Source organism: Cellulomonas sp. P4_A2, assembly GCF_056402515.1.
The window spans coordinates 1-21,272 of record NZ_JBFUHG010000014.1 but is presented as its reverse complement, the minus strand read 5'-3'; the positions used below and the strand labels follow the sequence as shown (position 1 = coordinate 21,272).

The following is a 21,272-nucleotide window of genomic DNA, read 5'->3' as shown; positions in this document are numbered from 1 at the left end:
GTGGCCGTTGCGGGGTTTACCAACGGTAAACATCGCTCAGAAGAAGCAGCAGTCCCCATCGGTGATGAAGGCCTGCTGGGCGGTGATCACGTCGTCGAGCCGATGGCTCCCCGTGATGTAGTCCGCCGCAGCAGGGTCAACGTAGCCAGCGACGGACGTGATCTCAGTGCAGACCTTTGAGAGGTCGGTCTTGAAGATGGGCTCATGATGAGCGATCCGGTTTCGGATCTGTCGGATGTCATCAACCTGACGATGCAGGACCTTGCGCTTGCCGGCGCCGTAGTGCGGAAACGCCCGGTGGAGCCGCGGCTGCCAGTACGTCGTCTCGTAGCTCAGGGTCGCGTGCCGCGGGAGGCCCTCCGAAGTCAGGCCGGTCCACAGCCCAAAGCTGGTACCGGCGACCACGTCGTCCGCTGATGGATTCGTGTTGCCTCGCCATTGGAGCTTCTCGATCGTCGAGTCGATCATCCGACGTTCGCGGTCCATGAGGTAGGTAGTCGGGCTCTCCCACCAGTCGTCACGGCCCGCCCGCTCACACATCTGGCGGTGGATGGCATTGCGGACCGTGACCTCGAGGACGCCGAGAGGCCCCCACAGGGCCGTAGACGCCGCGATGTTCCACGAGTACAGCCGAAGCGCCATCCGCTCGTTGCCCTTGTAGTGCGCCAGGTAGCTACTGAACCGCGCCTCGCCGAGGAGCGTGCGCAGACCTGACAAGCTAGACGGATCCACGCTGACCCCCAGAAATGCTGATGCCCCAGGAGTCCGGCCGTGAGGCCGAATAGTCCTGGGGCGTTACGCGATAGACGTTAGCAGGGTTCTCTGAGGTCCGTGACAGAATCCTGTGCGCATCCTGCGGACGACGGGTGAAACGGACCGCGATCTATGGTCACCCTGGGACATATGGGACCGGTGGTGGCCAGCGGGGCCGGCGCAGGTGTGCGGCCTGGCCCCGCTGGCGCGGGCGCTGGCGGAGGGTGCGACAGAGGCATCAGGAGATGCCCCAACCCGTCCAGCCATCGATCCCCGGCCGGCCATGAGCGAACCCCGGGCCGGGGTGACGTTGACGCCCTGCTCTTAGGTGGCGCTGTTCGCGAACCACTTGATGGCCGAGGGGTCGATCAGGGCGCCGTCTGCGCGAAGGATCGCGCGGAAGGTGACCTGGTCGGTGTTGAACGCGTACTCGTCGCTGCGCTCGAACCGGATGCCGTTGACGATGCGGACGAAGTACCGCGACCAGTCCCCGAACAGGACCGACTTGGCGTTGGCCGCCATGGTCGGCACGTAGGCGTCCGGGTAGAAGGGCGCCGGTGCCTGGTTGAGGTACTGCAGGCCCACCAGCTCGCCCGTGGACGCCTTGAGGTTCCGCAGAGCGGCAATGGTCGCGCCGCGGGCCAGGAACCCTGCAGCGGGGCTCGTGGTGTACCCCTCGGCCACGGAGGCGTAGAGGCTGTTCATCAGGTCCGTGCCCATTCCCGCGGTCGCCTGCGTGCCGAACGAGGTTGTGGTGCCGACCGGCCCGGTGATGCCGAGCGAGGCGTCCAGGAGCACCCCACGCGGCTGCGTGGTGCCGGTGCCGTTGATCAGGTGGTTGCCGAGCGCGAGCCCGAGTGCGGTGCCCGTCTCTCGAGCGAGGTAGGCCTGCAGGTCCGTGCCGGCGTCCTCGAGCGCCTCACGGCTCACCGTGATGAGCACGCCGTACTTGTAGGCGCCCAGCACGACCGCGGACAGCGTCGGGTCGGACGAGGAGATCGCGCTGCCCTCGGTGACGATCGCCGCCGTGCTGAGCGCGGTGGCGCGCGGCACGCGGAACTCCTCACCGGTCGACGTCGTGATGACCGTCGCGCCGGCCGACAGGACCGAGCTCGACGCCACGAGGGACTCGACGATCTGGCTGTAGAAGGTGACCGGCGAGAAGTTCGCCGGCGAGGTCTTCGACAGCGCACGTGCCTCGACGCCCGGGTTCGACTGGTGGCGGGGTTCGGGATCCTCGAGGACGAAGCCGTCACCGACGTTGGTCCGACGCCCCAGGGCCAGCGAGCGGATCGCCTCTGTCGCCTCACGGTCCTGGGGGGAGGTCGAGCGGCGCGAGGTGCCCAGGAGACGGCCGAGCTGCTCGGCCGCGGAGGCATTCGAGCGCTCCTCGTCCTCGAGCCCGTCGATTCGCTGCCGGAGACCCGTCAGCTGGTCGTTGAGGGTGTCGTACTCGATCGTCTCCGCGCCGGTGAGGTCGCGGTTCTCCCGCTCGGCGCGGGCGAGGATCTGCTTGGCCTGGTCCCAGACCTTCTGCCGACGCTCCGTGAGGTCGGTCTTGAGAGAGCTAGCCATGGTGGTGGCCTTTCGGTGAACGGTGCGGAAGCAGACCCAGCGGGCGCAAGCACGCACCTGAACGAAGAGGGGGTCAACCGGAGGGGATGGGACGCCACGCCCTACGTGGGGCGCCTGGGGCCGGTGCGTTGCGCGCTGCCGGCGGCTTCTCTCTGTCCTGCTCCGTATCCCGGATCGCGGTGGGTGTCGCCCGGCCGTTCACCAGTGCCACTGACGACCGGGTGTGTGGCGCACGGCCCGTGCCGTCCTAGCTCTACGTCGATTGTACCAGTCGGCACTGACACAATGTGGCTCATCCGAACTCGCCCGCCGCCGTGTCGGGGTCCGGGATCGCCACGACGCCGATGACTCGGGCGAAGTCCGTGCTGAGCTTCTGACGCTTCTTCGCCGCCGTCATGCCGGCCTCGTGCAGCACGTCGACGACGCAGGCATAGAAGTCCTCGAGCTCGCCGCCATCGAAGCCGGCAGCGTCGCGGTGCGAGGCGAACAGGGCTAGCAGCTGCTGGCGGACGTTGGGGTCCAGGCGGACGGCGGAGTCGAACAGTTCGTTGGCTGGCTTGCTCATGGCTGCCTGCTTTCTTGTGGTGTGCCGCCGTCCTGACCTCGCAGTCAGAACGAAAGGGTGTGTACGGGTCTGGGGGATCTGGAGGTCTCGGTGGCCGTGGAAAAGCTCGGGGGGATTTCGCCTGACTCCGAGGTCAGGAGGTCGCCTGGCCATCCAAAAAGATGGCTGACTCCGAGGTCAGAACCACTCGTAGCCGACCTCGGGCCTCGTTCGCTCCGCGCGCATCCGATTGCCCTTGCGGGCGCCGGCAGCGCGGTTGCACTCGTTTGCATGCTCCGGCCCCGTGTAGACGCTGCGGTCGTAGTCGTCGTGGCCGAGGTCGAACGGCATCTCGGGTGTGATGACCTCCCCGCACCGAGCGCAGACGAGGTAGCCGTCCTGCTTCATCTGCTTGACGTACTCGGCCCGGAGCTTCTGGTGCTGCCAGCCGTAGCCGCGATCCGTCGTGGTCATCGCCCTGCACCGCCCTGGTTCTTTGGTGCTCCCGGTGCCCCTGACCTCGCAGTCAGGCCGTTTTCACACACGCCGTTTTTCCACTCGTCGAGTCGCGTGAGCGCGGTCGACTTGCACTCAGGGCATCCCCGTAGCACCCATCCCGTGGGGCCGACGGTGCCGACCTGGCTCCCTGGTGTTGTGCATCCGTGGCGATGGACGAGGCCGTGCACGTCGACGAGCTCGGGACGGGTGTCGCTCATGCGGCGCCTCCTTGAAGTTGGCGAGCGGTCAGGACGACCGCTTGACGGGGGTTGAGGTTGCGATGAAGCGCATGGACGACCTCCCGTGCGAGTTGTGCTCGCTCGGGGTCTGCGCGCTCGATCACCCCATGGGCCGCTTCGTATTCGGCATCGCCGTCTTCGCCAGCGCGCTGGTGAGACGAGGCATCTACTGAAGGCAGTTGCCCTGGAGCTCTTCCTCGGAGTTCTCCTGAGTAGTCCTTGGGGGGGTCTGAGATGTCCCCCACTGCGGACGTCCTGGACCCCCCACCTGGGGGGTCTGAGGTGTCCGGGGGTGGGGGGTCTGAGATGACCCCCTGCCGTGCCTCGTAGATGCGAAGCGCGTAGATCTGGCGATGGCCGATGCGAGCGTTGCTGCCACCAGCGATCGGGTTGCCCTGCTCGTCGACTCGCTCGAGCAGCCGGTCGTCGTGCAGCGCCTTGACCAGACGGCGGACGTGGCGCCGGATGCTGTCGCGGGCCGTTCCGTCGATCTCCTCGGGCGTGTAGCCGATCGACAGGGCGAGGGCCTCCCAGCCGTACCAGTACTGAGGCGGCCGATCGGCGTCGCGGGCGGTGTGCGCCATCCGCAGCAGCACGAGCTTCGCCGGCGCAGGCACAGAGCTGCCCTGCATCGCGACGAACGCGGCTGACACGTTGGCGGCTCCCACGATCGCGAGTCAGGCGGTCTGCTGGGCGCGAGCGGCCTCGAGCCACGACAGAACGTCGTCCGCGGCGTAGAGGACACGGCGCGATCCCTCGGGCCGGAACCACGCAGGACCCTTCCTCTCGTATCTCCAGCCGCGGAGCGTCTCGGGCGTCGCGCGGCACAGCTCTGCCGCCTCCGCGGTCGTCAGGTACCTCGCCATGTCGTTCCCCTCTCGGTCCCGGTGCTCAGCGGTGCTCCGCCGTGGCTTCCGTTAACTACAGGGTCCCGGTTGCTTGCGCTCTACGCAACGAGGGTGTTAACTACAGTGGTGTCTACACGACTAGCTCACGCGAAGCTGCTCCTGCCGCTTGACGTGCGAGTCACCGACTCGGTGATCACGTGGTCGGGCGTAAAGCACCGGCTCGAGATCGAGGACGCCGATCTCGTCCCGTTCGACGACCTCGACGTGGTGCTAGCTGACTTCAAGGCGCTCGCCGCGGCCGACCCGCCCGACATGGGAGCGTTCATCGAGCGATACGGCCTTCTGAGCATCTGCGCGCACGGCTACATCGACGGGCACGATCAGGAGACAGAGGGTGGCTGGTGCGCGCCGCTAGATGTAGATGGCCGACCCGGCGTCAAGGTGCGACACGTTCGGGCAGCGGCCCGTGCGTTTCTCGCGCTCGCCGACTGGGGGAGAACTGCCCGCCTCGGTCTGAAGCGACCCGATGTGGGCATGGACATCCAGTCGCTGTTGTCCGGGATCCCGCGCTTTGGAGACGCAACCGAGCGCGAGCAGATCGCTTGGTATCTCACGCGGCTGAATCGCGAGGCGGGCGGTCAGAGGCTCATCACCTGGGACAAGCGACTCTCGATCACCTATGAGGCAGACGGGCTGATGGGTCTGCTTGCCGACTGGCTGACGCGAGAGATCGCAGCTGGCGAAGACCGCACCTATCGATGCTCGGTGTGCTCGGTGGAAGTTGAGCGCGTGCGACCCCCGCAGCCCGGAGAGCCCGTCTACTGCACCAAGCCGTCGTGCAAGCGAGAGCAGAAGCGCCGCAACCAGGCCGCCTGGCGAGCGCGCAAGCGAGCAGAAGGAGCCGAATCATGAGCAGCATCGCGAAGCGTCCGAGCGGTCGCTGGATGGCTCGCTACCGAGACGCCGCCGGCAAGGAGCACACGCGGACCTTCGATCGGAAGATCGACGGTCAGCAGTGGCTCAACACCGTCACGGCGAGCGTGGTCCGCGGCGACTACGTCGACCCGCAGACGGCGCGGACGACCGTCGAGGCGTGGTGCACGTCGTGGCTTGAGGGCTACGGCACGCGTCGCGCTTCGACGGTCCGGCAGGCCGAGGTTCACGTCGCCAAGATCGTCGGGCAGTTCGGGCCCATGCGTCTGGCGGACGTGAAGCCTTCTGCAGTCAAGGCGTGGTGCGCGAAGCTCAAGACCGGGGGAGCAGCGGACTCCTACGTCTACGCGCTCCACGGGCGGCTGTCGCAGATCATGTCTGACGCGGTGCACGACGGTGTGATCGCCCGGAACCCGTGCTCTCGCAAGACGTCGCCGGGAGCGGGCAAGCAGCGGCCCTACGTGGCCACGACGGAGCAGATCTGGGCCCTGTATGACGCCTTGCCCGAGCACATGCGCGGCGCGGTCCTCCTGGGTGCGTTCGCGGGCCTCAGGACGGCCGAGGTGTGCGGTCTGCGCGTGGTCGACGTCGACTTCATGCGGGGGATCGTGAATCCGACGCAGCAGTGGCCGGCGGAGCCGCTGAAGTCCGAGACCTCGAGGACGCCTGTGCCCATCCCGTCGTCGCTGGCGCTCGAGCTCGCAGCTGGCGCTGACGATCGCACGTGGGTCGTCGAGACGCTGCTGGGTGAGCAGGTGGGGCCGTGGCAGATCGACCGTGCCATCCGTGCGACCCGCGCCGCCGCGGGGCTACCAGCCGGGTTCCGCTTCCACGATTGCCGCCACTACTACGCCTCGCTGCTCATCGCTGACGGGGCCGACGTGAAGGTCGTTCAGGCTCGGCTGCGGCACGCGTCCGCGACGACGACCCTGAACACATACACGCACCTGTGGCCGGACACAGAAGAGTCCACACGCGCCACCGTCGGAGCAGCGATGGCGGCGCGTGCGGACTCTCTGCGGACTAGGCGGACCTCGTGAACGCGTTACCGCAGGTCAGAGGCCCTCCGACCGTCACACGTCGTAGTAGAGCTCGAACTCGTGCGGGTGCGGGCGCAGGCGGATCGGGTCCACCTCGGCGTTGCGCTTGTAGTCGATCCACGTCGAGATCAGGTCGGGCGTGAAGACGTTGCCCGCCGTGAGGAAGTCGTGGTCGGCCTCGAGGGAGTCCAGCACCTCGCCGAGCGAACCCGGGACCTGCTGGATGAGGGCGTGCTCCTCGGGGGGCAGCTCGTACAGGTCCTTGTCGACCGGCTCGGGCGGCTCGATGCGGTTCTGGATGCCGTCGATGCCGGCCATGAGCATGGCGGCGAACGCGAGGTACGGGTTCGACGACGGGTCCGGCACGCGGAACTCGATGCGCTTGGCCTTCGGGTTGGAACCGGTGACCGGGATGCGGATGCACGCGGAGCGGTTGCGGGCCGAGTAGACCAGGTTGACGGGGGCCTCGAAGCCGGGGACCAGGCGGTGGTAGGAGTTCACCGTCGGGTTCGTGAACGCCAGCAGCGACGGCGCGTGCTTGAGCAGGCCGCCGATGTACCAGCGGGCGAGGTCGGACAGGCCGCCGTAGCCCTTCTCGTCGAAGAACAGCGGCTCGCCGTTCTTCCACAGGGACTGGTGGACGTGCATGCCCGAGCCGTTGTCACCGAACAGCGGCTTCGGCATGAAGGTTGCCGACTTGCCGTTGTTGTGGGCCACGTTCTTCACGACGTACTTGAAGAGCATGACCTTGTCGCCGGAGATCGCCAGCTTGTCGAAGCGGTAGTTGATCTCCTGCTGGCCGGCGGTGCCGACCTCGTGGTGGGCACGCTCGACACCGAGGCCCAGGGCGTCCAGCTGGAGGCTGATCTCGTCGCGGATGTCGGCGAAGCCGTCGACCGGCGGGACGGGGAAGTAGCCACCCTTGTAGGGGATCTTGTGGCCGAGGTTGCCACCCTCCTCCTCGCGGCCGGTGTTCCAGGCCGCCTCGAACGAGTCGATCTTGTAGAACGACTCGTTCTGCGCCGTCTTGAAGCGCACGTCGTCGAAGATGTAGAACTCGGCCTCGGGGGCGAAGAAGGCCGTGTCGGCGATGCCGGTCGACGCGAGGTACGCCTCGGCCTTGGCGGCGACCTGACGCGGGTCGCGGCTGTAGGGCTCGTCGGTGTACGGGTCGACGATGTGCATGTTGATGTTCAGCGTCTTCTCGACCCGGAAGGGGTCGATGTAGGCCGACGTCACGTCCGGGATGAGCTTCATGTCGGACTCGTGGATCGCCTGGAAGCCACGGATCGAGGAGCCGTCGAACATCTGACCCTCGGTGAAGAACGAGGCGTCCAGGGAGGCGGCCGGGACGTTGAAGTGCTGCATCGTGCCGGGCAGATCACAGAAGCGGACGTCGACGAACTTCACGTCCTCGCTCTTGATGAACGCCAGGACTTCCTCTGGCTTGCTGAACATCCGCTGCTCCTCGGTCGGGGGTTCCCATCAGGTCGGGCACAGGCAGGGTACGAGCGGGCCGTTTCTCTGTCGTGTATTGAATGTTTCGACAGCGTTACGGAAGTCCGCTCCGTGTTACCACGGCCTGACCCTATGCCCGGTTCCCAGAGGCGGGAGGCCGGTGTCCGAGGAGTGTGCGCCGCCCGATCCACGAGGCCGGGCGGCCCACTCGCTCGTCGAAAGAACGTGTGCTGCTAGAGGATGAAGAGCATCTCCTGGTAGGTCGGCAGCGGCCAGAGCTCGTCGGCGACGAGCTCCTCGAGGGCGTCGGCCGCGGCCCGGACGTCGGCCATGGCCGGCAGCAGGGCGTCGCGGGCGTGCTCGGCCTCGGCGAGCGCCGAGTGCCCGACGTCGGCCTTGAGCGCGGCGCGGAGCGTGGCCAGGCCGGCGCGCAGCGCGGCGAGCGGGACGCTGACCTCGTCGAGCGGCGCGAGGTCCGGCTCCGCACCCGCGGCCTTGAGCGCTCCGATGTTCAGCGCGATGTCGGTCTGGTGCTTGACGGCCGCGGGCAGGATCGCCGTGGTGCCGATCTCGAGCGCGATGCGTGCCTCGACGCCGATCGTCAGGGCGTACTGCTCGAGCCCGATCTCGTAGCGGCTGTGCATCTCGCGGTGGTTGAAGACGCCGTACCGCTCGAACAGCTCCATCGCCGACTCGGTGATGAGCTCGGGCAGGGCGTCCATCGTCGTCTTGAGGTTGGCCAGGCCGCGCTGCTCCGCCTCGATGGGCCACTCCGAGGAGTAGCCGTCGCCGTTGAACACGACGTTCCCGTGGTCGGTGATGATCTCGGTCAGGAGCGTCTGGACGGCCTGGTCGAAGTCGGTGCCCGCGGAGATCGCGGCCTCGAGCTCGGTGGCGCAGAAGTCCAGCGAGTCGGCCATGATCGTGTTGATCGTCGTCATCGGGCCGGCCACCGTCTGCATCGAGCCCGGCGCGCGGAACTCGAAGCGGTTGCCCGTGAAGGCGAACGGGCTGGTGCGGTTGCGGTCGCCCGGGTCGGTCGGCAGGACGGGCAGCGTGTCGACGCCGATGTGCATGACGCCCTTGCCCTTGGACGAGGTGGCGGCGCCCTTGGCGATCTGCTCGAACACGTCGGCGAGCTGGTCGCCGAGGAAGATCGAGATGATCGCCGGGGGAGCCTCGTTGGCGCCGAGGCGGTGGTCGTTCGTCGCCGACGCGACCGACGCGCGCAGCAGACCCGCGTACTTGTGCACGGCACGGATGACCGCGGCGCAGAAGACGAGGAACTGGGCGTTCTCGTGCGGGGTGTCGCCCGGGACGAGCAGCGAGCCGAGGTCGTTGTTGCCGAGCGAGAAGTTCACGTGCTTGCCGGAGCCGTTGACGCCGGCGAAGGGCTTCTCGTGGAACAGGCACTCCATGCCGTGCTTCTTGGCGATCGTCTTGAACGTCGTCATGAGCAGCTGCTGGTGGTCGGCCGCGATGTTCCCGCGCTCGAACATCGGGGCGATCTCGAACTGTCCCGGGGCGACCTCGTTGTGGCGGGTCTTGGCCGGGATGCCGAGCTTGAAGAGCTCACGCTCGGTGTCCATCATGAAGCCGAGCACACGGTCCGGGATGGCGCCGAAGTAGTGGTCGTCGAACTCCTGGCCCTTGGGCGGCTTCGTCCCGAACAGGGTGCGGCCGGCGTTGAGCAGGTCGGGGCGTGCCAGGAAGAAGTGCCGGTCGACGAGGAAGTACTCCTGCTCGGGACCGCAGAACGCGACGACCTTCTGGTTCTCGTGCCCGAAGAGCGTCAGGATGCGCGCGGCGTGCTCGCCCATGGCCTGCTGCGAGCGCAGGAGCGGGGTCTTGTGGTCCAGGGCCTCGCCCGTCATCGAGACGAAGACCGTGGGGATGCACAGCGTGTTCCCGTTGGGGTTCTCGAGGATGTACGCCGGGCTGGTGACGTCCCAGCCCGTGTAGCCGCGGGCCTCGAACGTGTTGCGCAGGCCGCCGTTGGGAAAGCTCGAGGCGTCCGGCTCGCCCTGCACGAGCGTCTTTCCCGCGAACTCGGCGAGCGACGTGCCGTCGCCGACCGGCTCGAAGAAGCTGTCGTGCTTCTCGGCGGTCAGCCCGGTGAGCGGGTAGAAGACGTGGGCGTAGTGGGTGGCGCCCTTCTCGAGGGCCCAGTCCTTCATCGCCGAGGCGACGGAGTCCGCGATCGCGGGGTCGAGCATCGCTCCGTGCTCGATCGTGGCCATGACGGACTTGTAGACCGACTTCGGCAGGCGCTTCTGCATGACCGTCTTGCTGAAGACGTTCGCACCGAAGATCTCCCCGGGGGTCTCGTCCCCGTTGAAGCTCACGGCGGGGGGAACATAGGCCTCGACGTTCCAGATGGCCTCGCGACGCACGGCGTTTCCGCTCATTGGTACCCCTCAGGCACGACTCGGCACTCCGGTGTCTTCAGCGGAGCGAGTGGGCACAACCTACGAACGCCGGGTACCCGGGATGTTTCGGGCGGATGTCCGTCTCGCTCTGCGCTCCCGTGAGTGGTAGAGGCACGTACCCTGCTCGGGTGGCAGATCGGCGTGACCTCAGCTCGTGGCTCGAAGGCGAACCGGCCGGGGGCGACCCCGCCGACCGCCGCGGGCACCGCCTCGGACTGCCGTCGGAGGGCACCGGGTCGCTCGCCCGGCTCGGTCGCCGGGTCGGCGCGCTCGTCATCGACTGGTTCGCGTGCCTCGCCATCTCGGCGGTGTTCTTCCCGGTCACGACCGAGGGGTTCTACCTGACGCGAGGAAGCTCGCTCGCGACGCTCGGCATCTTCGCGCTCGAGAACGTGCTGCTCGTCGGCTCGATCGGCAACACGCTCGGGCACCGCCTGCTCGGCCTGCGCGTGCGTCGTGTCTTCCCGGCGGACTCGCCCGCCGCCGCCGACCGCGCCTGGGAGACCGGCGCGCCCGGCTTCCTCAGCGCGCTGACCCGCACCCTGCTGCTCTGCCTGGTCATCCCGGCGGTCATCTGGGACGCGGACGGGCGCGGGATGCACGACCGGGTCGCCGGGACGGCCATCGTCCGGCGCTGACCGTCAGCCGGGCCGCTGCCACTCGAGGCTGTACCGCCAGTAGAGCCGACGACGCCAGCGCACCCTGGGCAGGATCGCGCGGGCCGCTCGTCGGACGTCGCCGTAGCCGTCGACCGGGTCCGCCATCGGCGAGCCGTGCTCCCACGTGCCCCGGGCGCGGTCGACGGCCCACGCGACCGGGACCGCGGCCAGGCTCGTCGCGGCGTCCACGGGTGTGCGCACGGCGGCCAGGCCGACGACGACGAGGCGGCCGCCGGGCGCGGTCAGCGCTGCCAGCCTCCTCAGGCCTGCCTCGAGGTCCAGGTGGTGGAGCGTCGCGAAGCACGTGACGAGGTCGAAGGTTTCCGCCGGGCCGTCCAGCACGTCGCCGGCCTGGTAGGAGATGCCCGGTCCGCCGACGGCCCGAGCGACCTCGGCAGGGTCGAGGTCGAGCCCGGTGACGCGCGGCACGCCGGCCTCGCGCAGGCGTCGCACGAGCAGTCCCTCGCCGCACCCCACGTCCAGCGCGGTGGCCGACGACCGCGCATGCCGCAGCGCGAGCGGGTGATAGTGCGTGTTGTGGTTCCAGAACGGGTCGCGGGCCACTTCCTCGGGCGTCCGTCCTGTGAGCGGCTCAGCGACCGCGCATGCCCTTGCGGTCCGGGCGCGCGCGGTTCGGGTCGACGCCCTTGGGCATCGGGAGCCGGGCGCCGCCGAGCGCGGTGAGCCGCTTGTTGACCTCCGCGACCTCCGCCTTGGTCAGCTTGTTGCGCAGCTTCTGCACGGAGCGCGGGATCTTGCGCAGGGGGATCTGGCCCTCGCCCTCGCCCATCTGCATCAGGATGATCGGCGCGCCGCCGACGACGCGCGCGGTGCGCTTGCGCTCGGCCTCGAGCAGCTTGTTGATCCTCGGGGCGGGGCCCTCGCCGACCAGCACGACGCCCGGCCGACCCACACCGCGGAACACGAGGTCCTGGGTCTTGGGGTCGAACGCGGCCGGCTCCTCGGGGAAGTTCCAGCCGCGGCGGATGCTGCGCAGCGCGGAGAGCGTGGCGCCCGGCTGGCCCTCGATCTGCGCGAACGCGGCCTTCTCGACTCGTCGCGAGAGCACGAACATCGCGGCGAGCGCGGCGAACGGGATGCTCAGCAGCAGCCAGAAGAAAAGGGCGTTCAGCGCGAGGCCGACGGCGACGCCGATCGCGATGATCCCGACGAAGATCGCCAGGAGGATCCAGGTGATCGCCGGGTCGGACTTCCGGGTCATCTGGAAGACCTGCCACAGCTGGTGGTACCAGCGCTGCTTCTTGACGGGCGCTGCTGTGGAGGAGTTGTCGCGGGCCATGGGTCGGAAGTCTACCGACGAGCGGAGGTGCTCCGGACGTCAGCGGGCGAGCAGGCTCGCCGCCTCCTGGCGGGACGTCGTCGGCTCGCTCAGGTGGGCGAGGGCCTCCGGGATCGGCCGGCCGTAGCGGCGCATCGCCTGGCCCCAGAGGCGGCCGGCACGGTACGACGAGCGGACCAGCGGACCGGACATCACGCCGAGGAACCCGAGCCGCTCGGCCTCGGCGGAGAGCTCGACGAACTCCTCCGGACGCACCCAGCGGTCCACGGGGTGGTGGCGCACGGACGGGCGCAGGTACTGGGTGATCGTGATGAGGTCGCAGCCGGCCTCGCGCAGCTGGGCGAGCGCCTCGACGACCTCCTGCGTGGTCTCGCCCATGCCGAGGATCAGGTTCGACTTGGTGACCAGACCTGCCTCGTGCGCCCGCGTGATGACCGACAGGGACCGGTCGTAGCGGAAGCCCGGGCGGATCGTCTTGAAGATGCGGGGGACCGTCTCGAGGTTGTGCGCGAGGACCTCGGGCGCCGACGAGTTGACCTCGTCGAGAAGCTCGGGCGTGGCGTTGAAGTCCGGGATGAGCAGCTCGACGCCGGTGCCGGGGTTCACGGCGTGGATCTGGCGGACGGTCTCGGCGTACAGCCACGCGCCGCCGTCGGGCAGGTCGTCGCGGGCCACGCCGGTCACGGTCGAGTACTTCAGGCCCATCGCCTGCACGGACGCTGCCACGCGGCGCGGCTCGTCGGCGTCGAACGCTGCGGGCTTGCCGGTGTCGATCTGGCAGAAGTCGCAGCGTCGGGTGCACTGGTCGCCGCCGATGAGGAACGTGGCCTCGCGGTCCTCCCAGCACTCGAAGATGTTGGGACAGCCGGCCTCTTCGCAGACCGTGTTCAGGCCCTCGCGCTTCACCAGGCCCTTGAGCTCGGTGTACTCGGGGCCCATCGTCGCGCGGGTCCGGATCCACTCGGGCTTGCGCTCGATGGGGGTCTCGGCGTTGCGCGCCTCGATGCGGAGCATGCGTCGGCCATCGGCTGCGATCGTCACGCCGGTCAGACTAACCCGCAGACGGCGGCCCGGCGGCCCAGGGAGTTGGACGTCACAGGGACGTCACACTGCCGGTACGGCGTCGAGCAGGGGTTCGAGGGCGTTCGCGAGGTGACCGCGGACGAGGGGTGTGACCTCGGCGATCGTCACGCGTCGGCCGGCCTCTGCGGACAGGGACGTCACGTCGGCGTCCGGGATGCCGCACGGCACGATGCGGTCGTAGACGGACAGGTCCGGCTCGCAGTTGAACGCGAACCCGTGCATGGTCACGCTGCGCGAGACGCGGACGCCGATCGCGGCGACCTTGCGCTCCCGCTGCGTCGCGGTCGCGGCGAACCAGACGCCGCTGCGGCCCTCCACGCGGATGGTCTCCAGGCCCAGGTCGGCGCACGTGCGGATCAGTGCCTCCTCGAGCGCGCGCACGTAGCGGACGACGTCGATGGGCGCGGCCAGCCGCACGATCGGGTAGCCGACGAGCTGGCCCGGGCCGTGCCAGGTGATGCGTCCGCCGCGGTCGACGTCGACCACGGGGGTGCCGTCGACCGGCCGGTCGGCCTTCGCCGTGCGCTTGCCCGCCGTGTAGACGCTCTCGTGCTCGCAGAGCAGGACGACGTCCTCGCGCGTCCCGTCCGCGACCGCCGCGTGCACCTCGCGCTGCAGCTGCCACGTCGGCTCGTAGGGGAGCAGGCGCGTGCCGAGGTCGAGCTCGTCGAACCGCATGCCGTCAGGCTAACCCGGGATCCTCGGCGGGCTGCTCCGGCCGGGCGACGAGCGTGAGGAGGCGGCGCAGCTCGGTGACCTCGTCGGCCGTCAGCCCGCGGGTCACCATCGCCTCCGCGGGCTCGCGGTCGGATGCCACGGCCAGCGCGGCGCGACCGGAGTCGGTGATCGACAGGACGAGCCGGCGTCGGTCCTGGGCGTGCGGGGTGCGCGTCACGTAGCCGGTGCGCTCCATGCGCGCGACCACGCGGCTGGTCGTCTGCTCGGTGACCCCGCACGCGGCGGCCAGCTGACGCTGCGAGAGGGGGCCGATGGCCAGGTGGACGAGCACCGGCAGGCTCGCGTGGTTGAGGTCCCACGCGGCCAGGTGGGCGTTCCAGTCGCGCTCCACCCGGCGCGCGGCCGCGGACAGCAGCCGTCCGGCGGGCCAGTCCGCGGGGTCCGTCGAAGCAGGGTCGGGCTCCTGCTCCATACGATGCCTCCAATTTGCCGTGCGGAGCATTCACGTCAATGATACTCAGCATGCTGAGTAATCGTCGTCGGACCGTGGTCCGCGCTGTCCTCGTCGGCGTCGCGCTGGTCGTCTGGCTCGGCATCGGCTCACTGGGCGGCATGGCTCAGGGCAAGCTCTCGCAGGTCCAGACGAACGACGCCGCCGCCTTCCTGCCCGCGTCGGCCGAGTCCACCCGGGCCGCCGCCGAGAGCAAGGCCTTCGTCGACACGCCGACCCTACCGGCGCTGGTGGTCCTCGAGCCCCAGGACGGCGGCGACGTCACGCCCGAACAGCTCGGTGCGGTGCAGGACTGGGCGGCGGCCGTGCCGGACCAGGCTCTGCCCGCCGGCAACGACGGGACCTGGTCCGACTACCTCGTCGGGCAGGTCGCGGTCGTCCCGTCCGAGGACGGGCAGGCTCTCCTCGTCGCGTTCTCGCTCGACGCGGACAAGGCCGAGGAGCTGCTGGCCGACGACGAGGGCGTGACGGACTCGTTCGTCCTCGCGCTGCGGGCCTCCCTCGACGAGTCGCTCGGCGCCACCGCCACCTCCGCCGGGGAGCTGGGCCTGCGGGCGTGGGTCACCGGACCGGCAGGGTTCGTCGCCGACCTGGTGACCGCGTTCGGCGGTATCGACGGTGTCCTGCTGCTGGTGGCGCTCGGCGCCGTGCTCCTCATCCTCGTGCTCGTCTACCGCTCGCCGTTCCTGCCCTTCGTGGTCATCTTCACGGCCGTGTTCGCCCTCTGCCTGGCCGGGCTCGTCGTCTACCACCTGGCGAAGAACGGCACGCTCGTGCTCAACGGGCAGTCGCAGGGGATCCTCTCGATCCTCGTCGTCGGCGCGTCCGTGGACTATGCGCTGCTCCTCGTCGCGCGGTACCGGGAGGAGCTCGCGCGCGTCGAGCACCCGGCCGACGCGATGCGCCAGGCCCTGCGCGCCTGCGTCGAGCCGATCGTCGCGAGCGCCGGCACCGTGATCGCCGGCGTGCTCTGCCTGCTCCTCTCGGACCTGGGGTCCAACCGTTCGCTGGGGCCCGTGGCGGCGATCGGCATCGCGTCGGCGATGCTCGGTGCCCTGACCCTCCTGCCGGCCATGCTGCTGATCGGCGGGCGTCGGTCCCGGTTCCTGTTCTGGCCGCGCGCGCCGCGACCGTCCGAGGCGGCGACCGTGCCCGACGTGGCGCACGCGCACGTGGACCCCACGGCCGAGCCCGACCCGGCGGACGGTCCGGGCCTCTGGGCACGGCTCGCCCGCTTCGTCGGCCGGCGGGCGCGACCCGTGTGGATCCTCACCGCCCTGGTCCTGTGCGTCGGTGCCGCGTTCCTGCCGACCTTCAAGGCGTCGGGCACGAGCCAGGTCGACGTCTTCCTCACCGACGTGGACGCCGTCTCCGGCGAGGCGGTGCTCGTCGACCACTTCCCGGCCGGTGCGGTCCAGCCCGCGATCGTGATCGTCGACGAGGCCGACGTCGACGCCGTGACGTCGGCTGCCGAGGGTGTCGACGGTGTGTCGTCCGTCGCGCCGTACACCGGCGGTGCCCCGGGGTCGCAGGACGCGCCGCCGGTTGTCGTGGACGGGCGCGTGCGCCTCGACGTGACGACCGAGGCCTCGTCGGACTCCCAGGCCGCCGTGGCGGTCGTCGACGACCTGCGCACGGCCGTGCACGCGGCGAGCCCGACGGCCGTGGTCGGTGGGGCGGCGGCCGAGACGCTGGACACGCAGAGGGCGAGCGAGCGCGACCTGCGGGTGATCGTCCCCGTCGTGCTGCTGGTGATCGGGTTGATCCTCATGCTCCTGCTGCGCTCGGTCGCGGCGGCGGCCCTGCTGCTCGTCGCCAACGTCCTGTCGTTCGCGGCCGCGCTGGGGGTGGCCGCCCTCGTCTTCAACCACGTCCTCGGCTTCCCGGGCGCGGACCCGGTCGTGCCGCTCTACGCGTTCGTGTTCCTCGTCGCGCTCGGGGTCGACTACTCGATCTTCCTGATGACGCGCGTCCGGGAGGAGTCGGTCGTCGTCGGCACCCGAGCCGGAGTCGTCCGTGCCCTCGCGGTGACGGGCGGGGTCATCACGTCCGCAGGTGTGGTCCTCGCGACGACGTTCGCGGCGCTCGGCATCATCCCGCTGCTGTTCCTCGCCCAGATCGCCTTCATCGTGGCGTTCGGGGTGCTGCTCGACACGCTCGTCGTGCGCAGCCTGCTCGTACCGGCCCTCGTGCACGACCTGGACCGGCGGACGTGGTGGCCCAGCGCCCTCTCGCGCCCCCACGAGCAGGCCCACCACGCCGACCTAGAGTGAGCGCCATGAGTGCGCTGCGTGTGGGCCTTGTCGGGTACGGCGGAGCGGGTCGGGGCATCCACGCCCGGCTCTTGCGGGAGGCTGGCCAGCAGGTCACCGCCGTGGTCACGCGCAACCGCGCCGAGCAGGTCGAGGCCGACTGGCCCGGCGCCGTCGTGGAGCCCGACGTGGCGGGTCTGCTGTCGCACGCCGCCGACCTCGACCTGGTCGTGGTCGCCAGCCCGTCCGGCGACCACGTCGAGCACACCCTGGCCGTGCTCGACGCCGGCCTGCACGTCATCGTCGACAAGCCCCTGGCCACGACCGCCGACGACGCGGAGCTGCTGGCCTCCCACGGCGACGGTCGCCTCACCGTCTTCCAGAACCGGCGCTGGGACACCGAGCAGCTCACTCTGCAGGCACTGCTCGCCTCAGGGTCGCTCGGGACCGTGCACCGCTTCGAGCGGCGCTGGGAGAGGTTCCGGCCGGTGCCCCAGGACCGGTGGAAGGAGAACGACCCGCTCTCCGGCGGCCTGCTGCTGGACCTCGGGGCGCACCTGGTCGACTCCGCGACGCAGCTGTTCGGTCCCGTCACGTCCGTCTACGCCGAGCTGCACGCGCGCTCGACGCCCGCGGTCGACGACGTCTTCCTGGCGCTGACCCACACCTCCGGGGTGATCAGCCACCTGCAGGCCGGAGCCGTCGTCGGGGCCCCTGGGCCCCGGACCCGCGTGCTCGGCGACGGGGGCGCCTATCTCGTGACGAGCTTCGAGGGCGAGGCGTCACCGTTCACGGCCCTCGACGACGCCTACGAGGAGACCCGTCGGCCGGGTGAGCCGGAGCACGAGGGCTGGCTGGTCCACGGTTCGGAGCGGGTGCCCGTGCCTCGCGCCGGCGGAGGGCACGTCGACCTCTACCGCGCGGTCGTCTCCTGGGTCGTCGACGGAGGACCGGCACCGGTCGACCCGTACGACGCCGCCCGGACCGCCCAGGTGCTCGACGCCGCGCGCGTGTCCGCCGACGAGGGCCGCACCGTACGCATGCCCTGACCTGTGGACGACCGCCGACGCGTCCGTCGCGACCTCGCTTGGATGGCGGGATGGACGCGACGGCGGTGCCCGCAGACATCGAGAACGCGCTCGCCCGCCTCGGGTTCCGGGCGACGACCCTGCTCGGCCGCGACCGTTGGCTCGCGGTCACGCTCGACGGGACCGGCCACCGGATCGAGCTCCACGCGATGGACGCGGACGTCCAGGACGACACCCTCGTCGCCCGGGTGGCCCGGCTGCGCGGCGTCCGGCACGACCACCTGACGCGGCTGCTCGACGCCACCGAGCTCACGCCGGGCCGGATCGGGCTGCTCGTCGAGCACGCAGAGGGGCTCTCCCTCGCGCAGGTCCGGGCCGCGCGGTCGCCCCTGACCGACGGCGAGGCCGCGACGGTCGCCATCCCGGTCGCCGGTGCACTGGGTGCCCTGCACGATGCCCTCCTGGCGCACGGCGCGGTGGACGCGTCCACGATCCTGGTGCGGCCCGACGGTCGCCCGATCCTGCGCGACCTGAGTGGGGTCGTCGTCGGAGCGGCCGGGCCGACCGAGGACCTGACCGCGCTGGCGGCGGCCGTCATCGCTCAGCTGCCGAACGACGACGTGCACCTGCTGGCGGGAGGGCTCGTCCTGAGGGACGCGCTCGTCGACGTGCTCGGCGGCCCGAACGTCGACGCGGCCCGGCTGGCCGACGCGTGCTTCCGGGCCGCCGAGCCGGAGCCGGTCCAGCTTCCCGACGCCGGGTCGCTCGCCTCGTCGGCGCTCCTCTCGAGCGCCCGGCACGCGCCGCCGACGCCCACCCGCCGCTCGACCCGGCGCAGATTCCCCGGTCGGCTCGTCGCGCTCGCCTGCGTCGCGGTCGTGGGGTTCGGCGCGGTCGGCTGGCGGCTGCTCTCGGCGCCGCCGCAGGACGCGCTCACCGATGCGCACGACCCCGTGGCCGCGGCGGTCGAGCTGAGCCGGATCCGGGCGGCGGTCGTGGGGGAGGCGGACGTCTCGCGGCTCGGCGACGTCGAGGTTGCCGACGGCCCCGCGCACACCGCGGACGCGGCGCTGCTCGAGTCGGCCTCCCCGTCGGCGGGGCTGACCGTCGACGTGCAGGACGCCTGGCTCGTCGACGGGTCCCGACCGTCCACGACGGACGTGGCCGTGACGGCCGCCATGTCGACGGCCTCCGGTAGGTCGGCGACGCGGACGGTCGTGCTCGGCCTGCGCTGGACCGACGAGGGGTGGCGCGTCTGGGACGTCACCGAGCCCGCGGGCTGACCGCCTCAGCCGCCCGCCGCCACCCAGGCCGCGGCCCTCGCCAGGTCCGGGTGGGTCGGGACGAAGCCGTCCGCGTCCAGGACTGCGGGCACCGCACGGTTGGAGCCCAGCACCTCCGAGGAGAAGTCGCCGAGCACGGCTCGCAGCGCGAACGCGGGGACGGGCACGACGGCCGGTCGGTGCGCCGCCTTGGCGAGCGCGGCGACCACGTCGGCGTTGCGGTCCGCCGCGGTCACCAGGTTGACCGGCCCCTCGACCTGCGAGGTCAGCAGGTGCTCGATCGCCCGGACCTCGTCGGTGAGCGTGATCCACGGCCAGAACTGGCGCCCGTCGCCGAACCGACCACCGACGCCGAGCTTGATCAGAGGGAGCAGCCGGCCGAGCGCTCCACCGTGCGAGCTGAGCACGACGCCCGTGCGCAGGTGGACCACCCGGACGCCGGCCTCGCGCGCGGGAGCCGTGGCCGCCTCCCACTGCCGCACGACGGTCGCGAAGAAGGTGGTGCCGATCGGCTCGTCCTCGTCGAGGACGTCGTCGCCCCGGGAGCCGTACGCGCCGATCCCTGACGCCTGGAGCAGCACGCGCGGTCGGTCGCCGAGACCCGCGAGCGTCCGGGCCAGCAACCGGGTGGTGTTGACCCGCGACGACACCACGAGCCGCTTGCGCGCCTGTGTGAGGGGCCGCGTGCCGGGGTTCACGCCCGCGAGGTTGATCACGGCGTCGGCCCATTCCAGGGCCGTTGGGTCGAGCTGCCGCGCGTCCGGGTCCCAGCGGATCTCGTCGGGACTGCGGGTCTCGCCGCGCACCAGGGTGCGCACCAGGTGCCCGTCGCGACGCAGCTGGGGGACGAGCGCGCCACCGATGAACCCGTGCGACCCCGCCACCACCACCTGCATGGCGCTCACCCTACGTTCGGGTCGCCGTCGCGGCCCGGTGAGCCGGCGTCGCGCGGCCGGTGGGACGACGGCGGACGCATCGACCTAGCGCCACCTGGGCCGGGAGCGACTGCTGGGATCGGTGAGGTGTCTCGTCCGTCCCATCAGCACCAGGCGTCACAAGAGGCGCCGGATCACTCCGGCGGGAGTCGTGCCGACGACGTACAGCGGCCCGGCTCCCACGAGGGGAACCGGGCCGCGGTCAGGCTGCGCGGAGCGTCAGAGACCGACCTCGGACTCGAACGCACCCTCCTCGAGGCGGGCCTTGAGCGCACTGAGGTAGCGCGAGGCGTCCGCTCCGTCGACCAGGCGGTGGTCGTAGGAGAGCGACAGGTAGCACATCGACCGGATCGCGATGACCTCGGCGCCGTCCGCGTCCTGGATGACGACCGGACGCTTGACGATCGCGCCGGTGCCGAGGATGGCGGAGGTGCCGCCGGGGACGATCGGGGTGTCGATGATCGCGCCGCCGGACCCCGTGTTGGTCACCGTGAACGTCGCGCCCGACAGCTCGTCGGGCGTGACCTTGTTCTGGCGCGTGCGACCGGCCAGGTCGACGATCTTGCGCGAGATGCCGGCGAGGTTCAGGTCGCCCGCGTCACGGATGACCGGCACCAGCAGGCCGCGCTCGGTGTCGACCGCGATGCCGACGTTCTCCTCGCCGTGGTACGTGATCGTGTTGCCCTCGAGCACCCCGTTGATCTTCGGGTACGCCTTGAGGCCCTCGATCGCCGCGAGAACGAAGAACGGAAGGAACGTGAGGTTGACGCCCTCGCGCGCCGAGAAGTCGGCCTTCGCCTTCGCCCGCAGGCGCGCGATCCTGGTGACGTCCACCTCGACGACCGTGGTCAGCTGCGCCTGCGAGTGAAGGGCGTCGACCATGCGCTCGGCGATGATCTGGCGCAGTCGGCTGGCCTTCTCCGTGGTCCCGCGCAGCGGCGAGACCGTCGCGGCGGCCGTCTTCGGTGCGGCGGCCGGAGCCGCGGCAGGCGCCGGAGCGGCGGCGGCCTTCGCGGCCTCCTCCGCCTTGGCGGCCGCCTCGAGGACGTCCTCCTTGCGGATGCGCCCGCCGACGCCGGTGCCCGTGAGGGTCGAGACGTCGACGCCCTTCTCGGCCGCGAGCTTGCGGACGAGCGGGGTGAGGTAGCTGCCGGACGCCTGGGGCGCGGCCGCAGGTGCGGGCGCCGGGGCGGGCGTCGCCGGGACCGGCGCGGGCGTGGCCGCGA

At 70.5% G+C, this 21,272-nt stretch carries 21 protein-coding genes; 6 read left to right on the top strand and 15 right to left on the bottom strand.

What is annotated here, in order from left to right; genetic code table 11:
* Positions 1 to 36 precede the first annotated feature (36 nt).
* The 6 genes from AC1DUE_RS13990 to AC1DUE_RS13965 form a co-directional block, all read right to left on the bottom strand.
* Positions 37 to 732: a hypothetical protein gene (locus tag AC1DUE_RS13990; protein ID WP_477040041.1), complete on the bottom strand. Its 696-nt coding sequence runs from the start codon at positions 730 to 732 to the stop codon at positions 37 to 39.
* A 345-nt stretch (positions 733 to 1,077) separates the two neighbouring features.
* A complete protein-coding gene (locus AC1DUE_RS13985; protein WP_477040040.1) occupies positions 1,078 to 2,328 on the bottom strand; it encodes a phage major capsid protein in 1,251 nt (416 codons plus the stop codon).
* Positions 2,329 to 2,620: 292 nt separating this feature from the next.
* The gene (locus AC1DUE_RS13980) at positions 2,621 to 2,893 is read right to left on the bottom strand and encodes a hypothetical protein (protein WP_477040039.1); all 273 of its coding nucleotides are present in this window, start codon (positions 2,891 to 2,893) and stop codon (positions 2,621 to 2,623) included.
* Between the two features lie 177 nt (positions 2,894 to 3,070).
* A complete protein-coding gene (locus AC1DUE_RS13975; protein ID WP_477040038.1) occupies positions 3,071 to 3,346 on the bottom strand; it encodes a hypothetical protein in 276 nt (91 codons plus the stop codon).
* Positions 3,347 to 3,584: 238 nt separating this feature from the next.
* A complete protein-coding gene (locus AC1DUE_RS13970; protein WP_477040037.1) occupies positions 3,585 to 4,262 on the bottom strand; it encodes a hypothetical protein in 678 nt (225 codons plus the stop codon).
* Between the two features lie 24 nt (positions 4,263 to 4,286).
* Positions 4,287 to 4,475: a helix-turn-helix transcriptional regulator gene (locus tag AC1DUE_RS13965; protein WP_477040036.1), complete on the bottom strand. Its 189-nt coding sequence runs from the start codon at positions 4,473 to 4,475 to the stop codon at positions 4,287 to 4,289.
* Between the two features lie 153 nt (positions 4,476 to 4,628).
* Here AC1DUE_RS13965 and AC1DUE_RS13960 point away from each other — a divergent pair, with 153 nt between their 5' ends.
* Both AC1DUE_RS13960 and AC1DUE_RS13955 read left to right on the top strand, forming a co-directional pair.
* A complete protein-coding gene (locus AC1DUE_RS13960; protein ID WP_477040035.1) occupies positions 4,629 to 5,369 on the top strand; it encodes a hypothetical protein in 741 nt (246 codons plus the stop codon).
* Positions 5,366 to 6,430 (top strand): tyrosine-type recombinase/integrase, encoded by a 1,065-nt coding sequence (locus AC1DUE_RS13955; RefSeq protein WP_477040034.1) that lies wholly within the window; start codon positions 5,366 to 5,368, stop codon positions 6,428 to 6,430. Before AC1DUE_RS13960 ends, AC1DUE_RS13955 begins: the two co-directional genes overlap by 4 nt.
* Before the next feature lie 33 nt (positions 6,431 to 6,463).
* On the opposite strand, the gene glnA is transcribed toward AC1DUE_RS13955, so the two are convergent.
* A complete protein-coding gene (gene glnA / locus AC1DUE_RS13950; protein WP_477040033.1) occupies positions 6,464 to 7,888 on the bottom strand; it encodes a type I glutamate--ammonia ligase in 1,425 nt (474 codons plus the stop codon).
* A gap of 233 nt (positions 7,889 to 8,121) precedes the next feature.
* On the bottom strand, positions 8,122 to 10,296 hold the full coding sequence (locus AC1DUE_RS13945; RefSeq protein ID WP_477040032.1) for a glutamine synthetase III family protein: 2,175 nt from the start codon (positions 10,294 to 10,296) through the stop codon (positions 8,122 to 8,124).
* Between the two features lie 149 nt (positions 10,297 to 10,445).
* On the opposite strand from AC1DUE_RS13945, the gene AC1DUE_RS13940 reads away from it, so the two are divergent.
* Complete coding sequence (locus AC1DUE_RS13940) at positions 10,446 to 10,955, top strand: RDD family protein (RefSeq protein ID WP_477040031.1); 510 nt, start codon at positions 10,446 to 10,448, stop codon at positions 10,953 to 10,955.
* 3 nt (positions 10,956 to 10,958) lie between these two features.
* On the opposite strand, the gene AC1DUE_RS13935 is transcribed toward AC1DUE_RS13940, so the two are convergent.
* The 5 genes from AC1DUE_RS13935 to AC1DUE_RS13915 all read right to left on the bottom strand — a co-directional run bounded on the left by AC1DUE_RS13935 (position 10,959) and on the right by AC1DUE_RS13915 (position 14,509).
* A complete protein-coding gene (locus AC1DUE_RS13935; protein WP_477040030.1) occupies positions 10,959 to 11,540 on the bottom strand; it encodes a class I SAM-dependent methyltransferase in 582 nt (193 codons plus the stop codon).
* A gap of 28 nt (positions 11,541 to 11,568) precedes the next feature.
* Complete coding sequence (locus AC1DUE_RS13930; protein WP_477040029.1) at positions 11,569 to 12,276, bottom strand: DUF4191 domain-containing protein; 708 nt, start codon at positions 12,274 to 12,276, stop codon at positions 11,569 to 11,571.
* A gap of 39 nt (positions 12,277 to 12,315) precedes the next feature.
* A complete protein-coding gene (lipA, locus tag AC1DUE_RS13925; RefSeq protein ID WP_477040028.1) occupies positions 12,316 to 13,317 on the bottom strand; it encodes a lipoyl synthase in 1,002 nt (333 codons plus the stop codon).
* A gap of 63 nt (positions 13,318 to 13,380) precedes the next feature.
* Positions 13,381 to 14,037 (bottom strand): lipoyl(octanoyl) transferase LipB, encoded by a 657-nt coding sequence (gene lipB / locus AC1DUE_RS13920; protein WP_477040027.1) that lies wholly within the window; start codon positions 14,035 to 14,037, stop codon positions 13,381 to 13,383.
* A gap of 4 nt (positions 14,038 to 14,041) precedes the next feature.
* Positions 14,042 to 14,509 carry a MarR family winged helix-turn-helix transcriptional regulator gene (locus AC1DUE_RS13915; protein WP_477040026.1) on the bottom strand — a complete coding sequence of 156 codons (468 nt, stop codon included), beginning with the start codon at positions 14,507 to 14,509 and terminating at the stop codon, positions 14,042 to 14,044.
* Between the two features lie 38 nt (positions 14,510 to 14,547).
* Here AC1DUE_RS13915 and AC1DUE_RS13910 point away from each other — a divergent pair, with 38 nt between their 5' ends.
* From AC1DUE_RS13910 to AC1DUE_RS13900, 3 genes are read left to right on the top strand one after another with little or no spacing between them, the layout of a single operon-like run.
* Entirely contained in the window at positions 14,548 to 16,821 is a 2,274-nt protein-coding gene (locus tag AC1DUE_RS13910) for an MMPL family transporter (RefSeq protein ID WP_477040025.1), read from the top strand.
* A 5-nt stretch (positions 16,822 to 16,826) separates the two neighbouring features.
* Positions 16,827 to 17,849, top strand: a complete 1,023-nt coding sequence (locus AC1DUE_RS13905) for a Gfo/Idh/MocA family protein (RefSeq protein WP_477040024.1) — start codon at positions 16,827 to 16,829, stop codon at positions 17,847 to 17,849.
* A gap of 50 nt (positions 17,850 to 17,899) precedes the next feature.
* Positions 17,900 to 19,111: a serine/threonine-protein kinase gene (locus AC1DUE_RS13900; RefSeq protein WP_477040023.1), complete on the top strand. Its 1,212-nt coding sequence runs from the start codon at positions 17,900 to 17,902 to the stop codon at positions 19,109 to 19,111.
* A gap of 5 nt (positions 19,112 to 19,116) precedes the next feature.
* On the opposite strand, the gene AC1DUE_RS13895 is transcribed toward AC1DUE_RS13900, so the two are convergent.
* Both AC1DUE_RS13895 and sucB read right to left on the bottom strand, forming a co-directional pair.
* Positions 19,117 to 20,007 carry a TIGR01777 family oxidoreductase gene (locus AC1DUE_RS13895; RefSeq protein WP_477040022.1) on the bottom strand — a complete coding sequence of 297 codons (891 nt, stop codon included), beginning with the start codon at positions 20,005 to 20,007 and terminating at the stop codon, positions 19,117 to 19,119.
* A 258-nt stretch (positions 20,008 to 20,265) separates the two neighbouring features.
* Positions 20,266 to 21,272: 2-oxoglutarate dehydrogenase, E2 component, dihydrolipoamide succinyltransferase (gene sucB / locus AC1DUE_RS13890; protein ID WP_477040021.1), on the bottom strand; the 1,007-nt coding region annotated here is incomplete at its 5' end.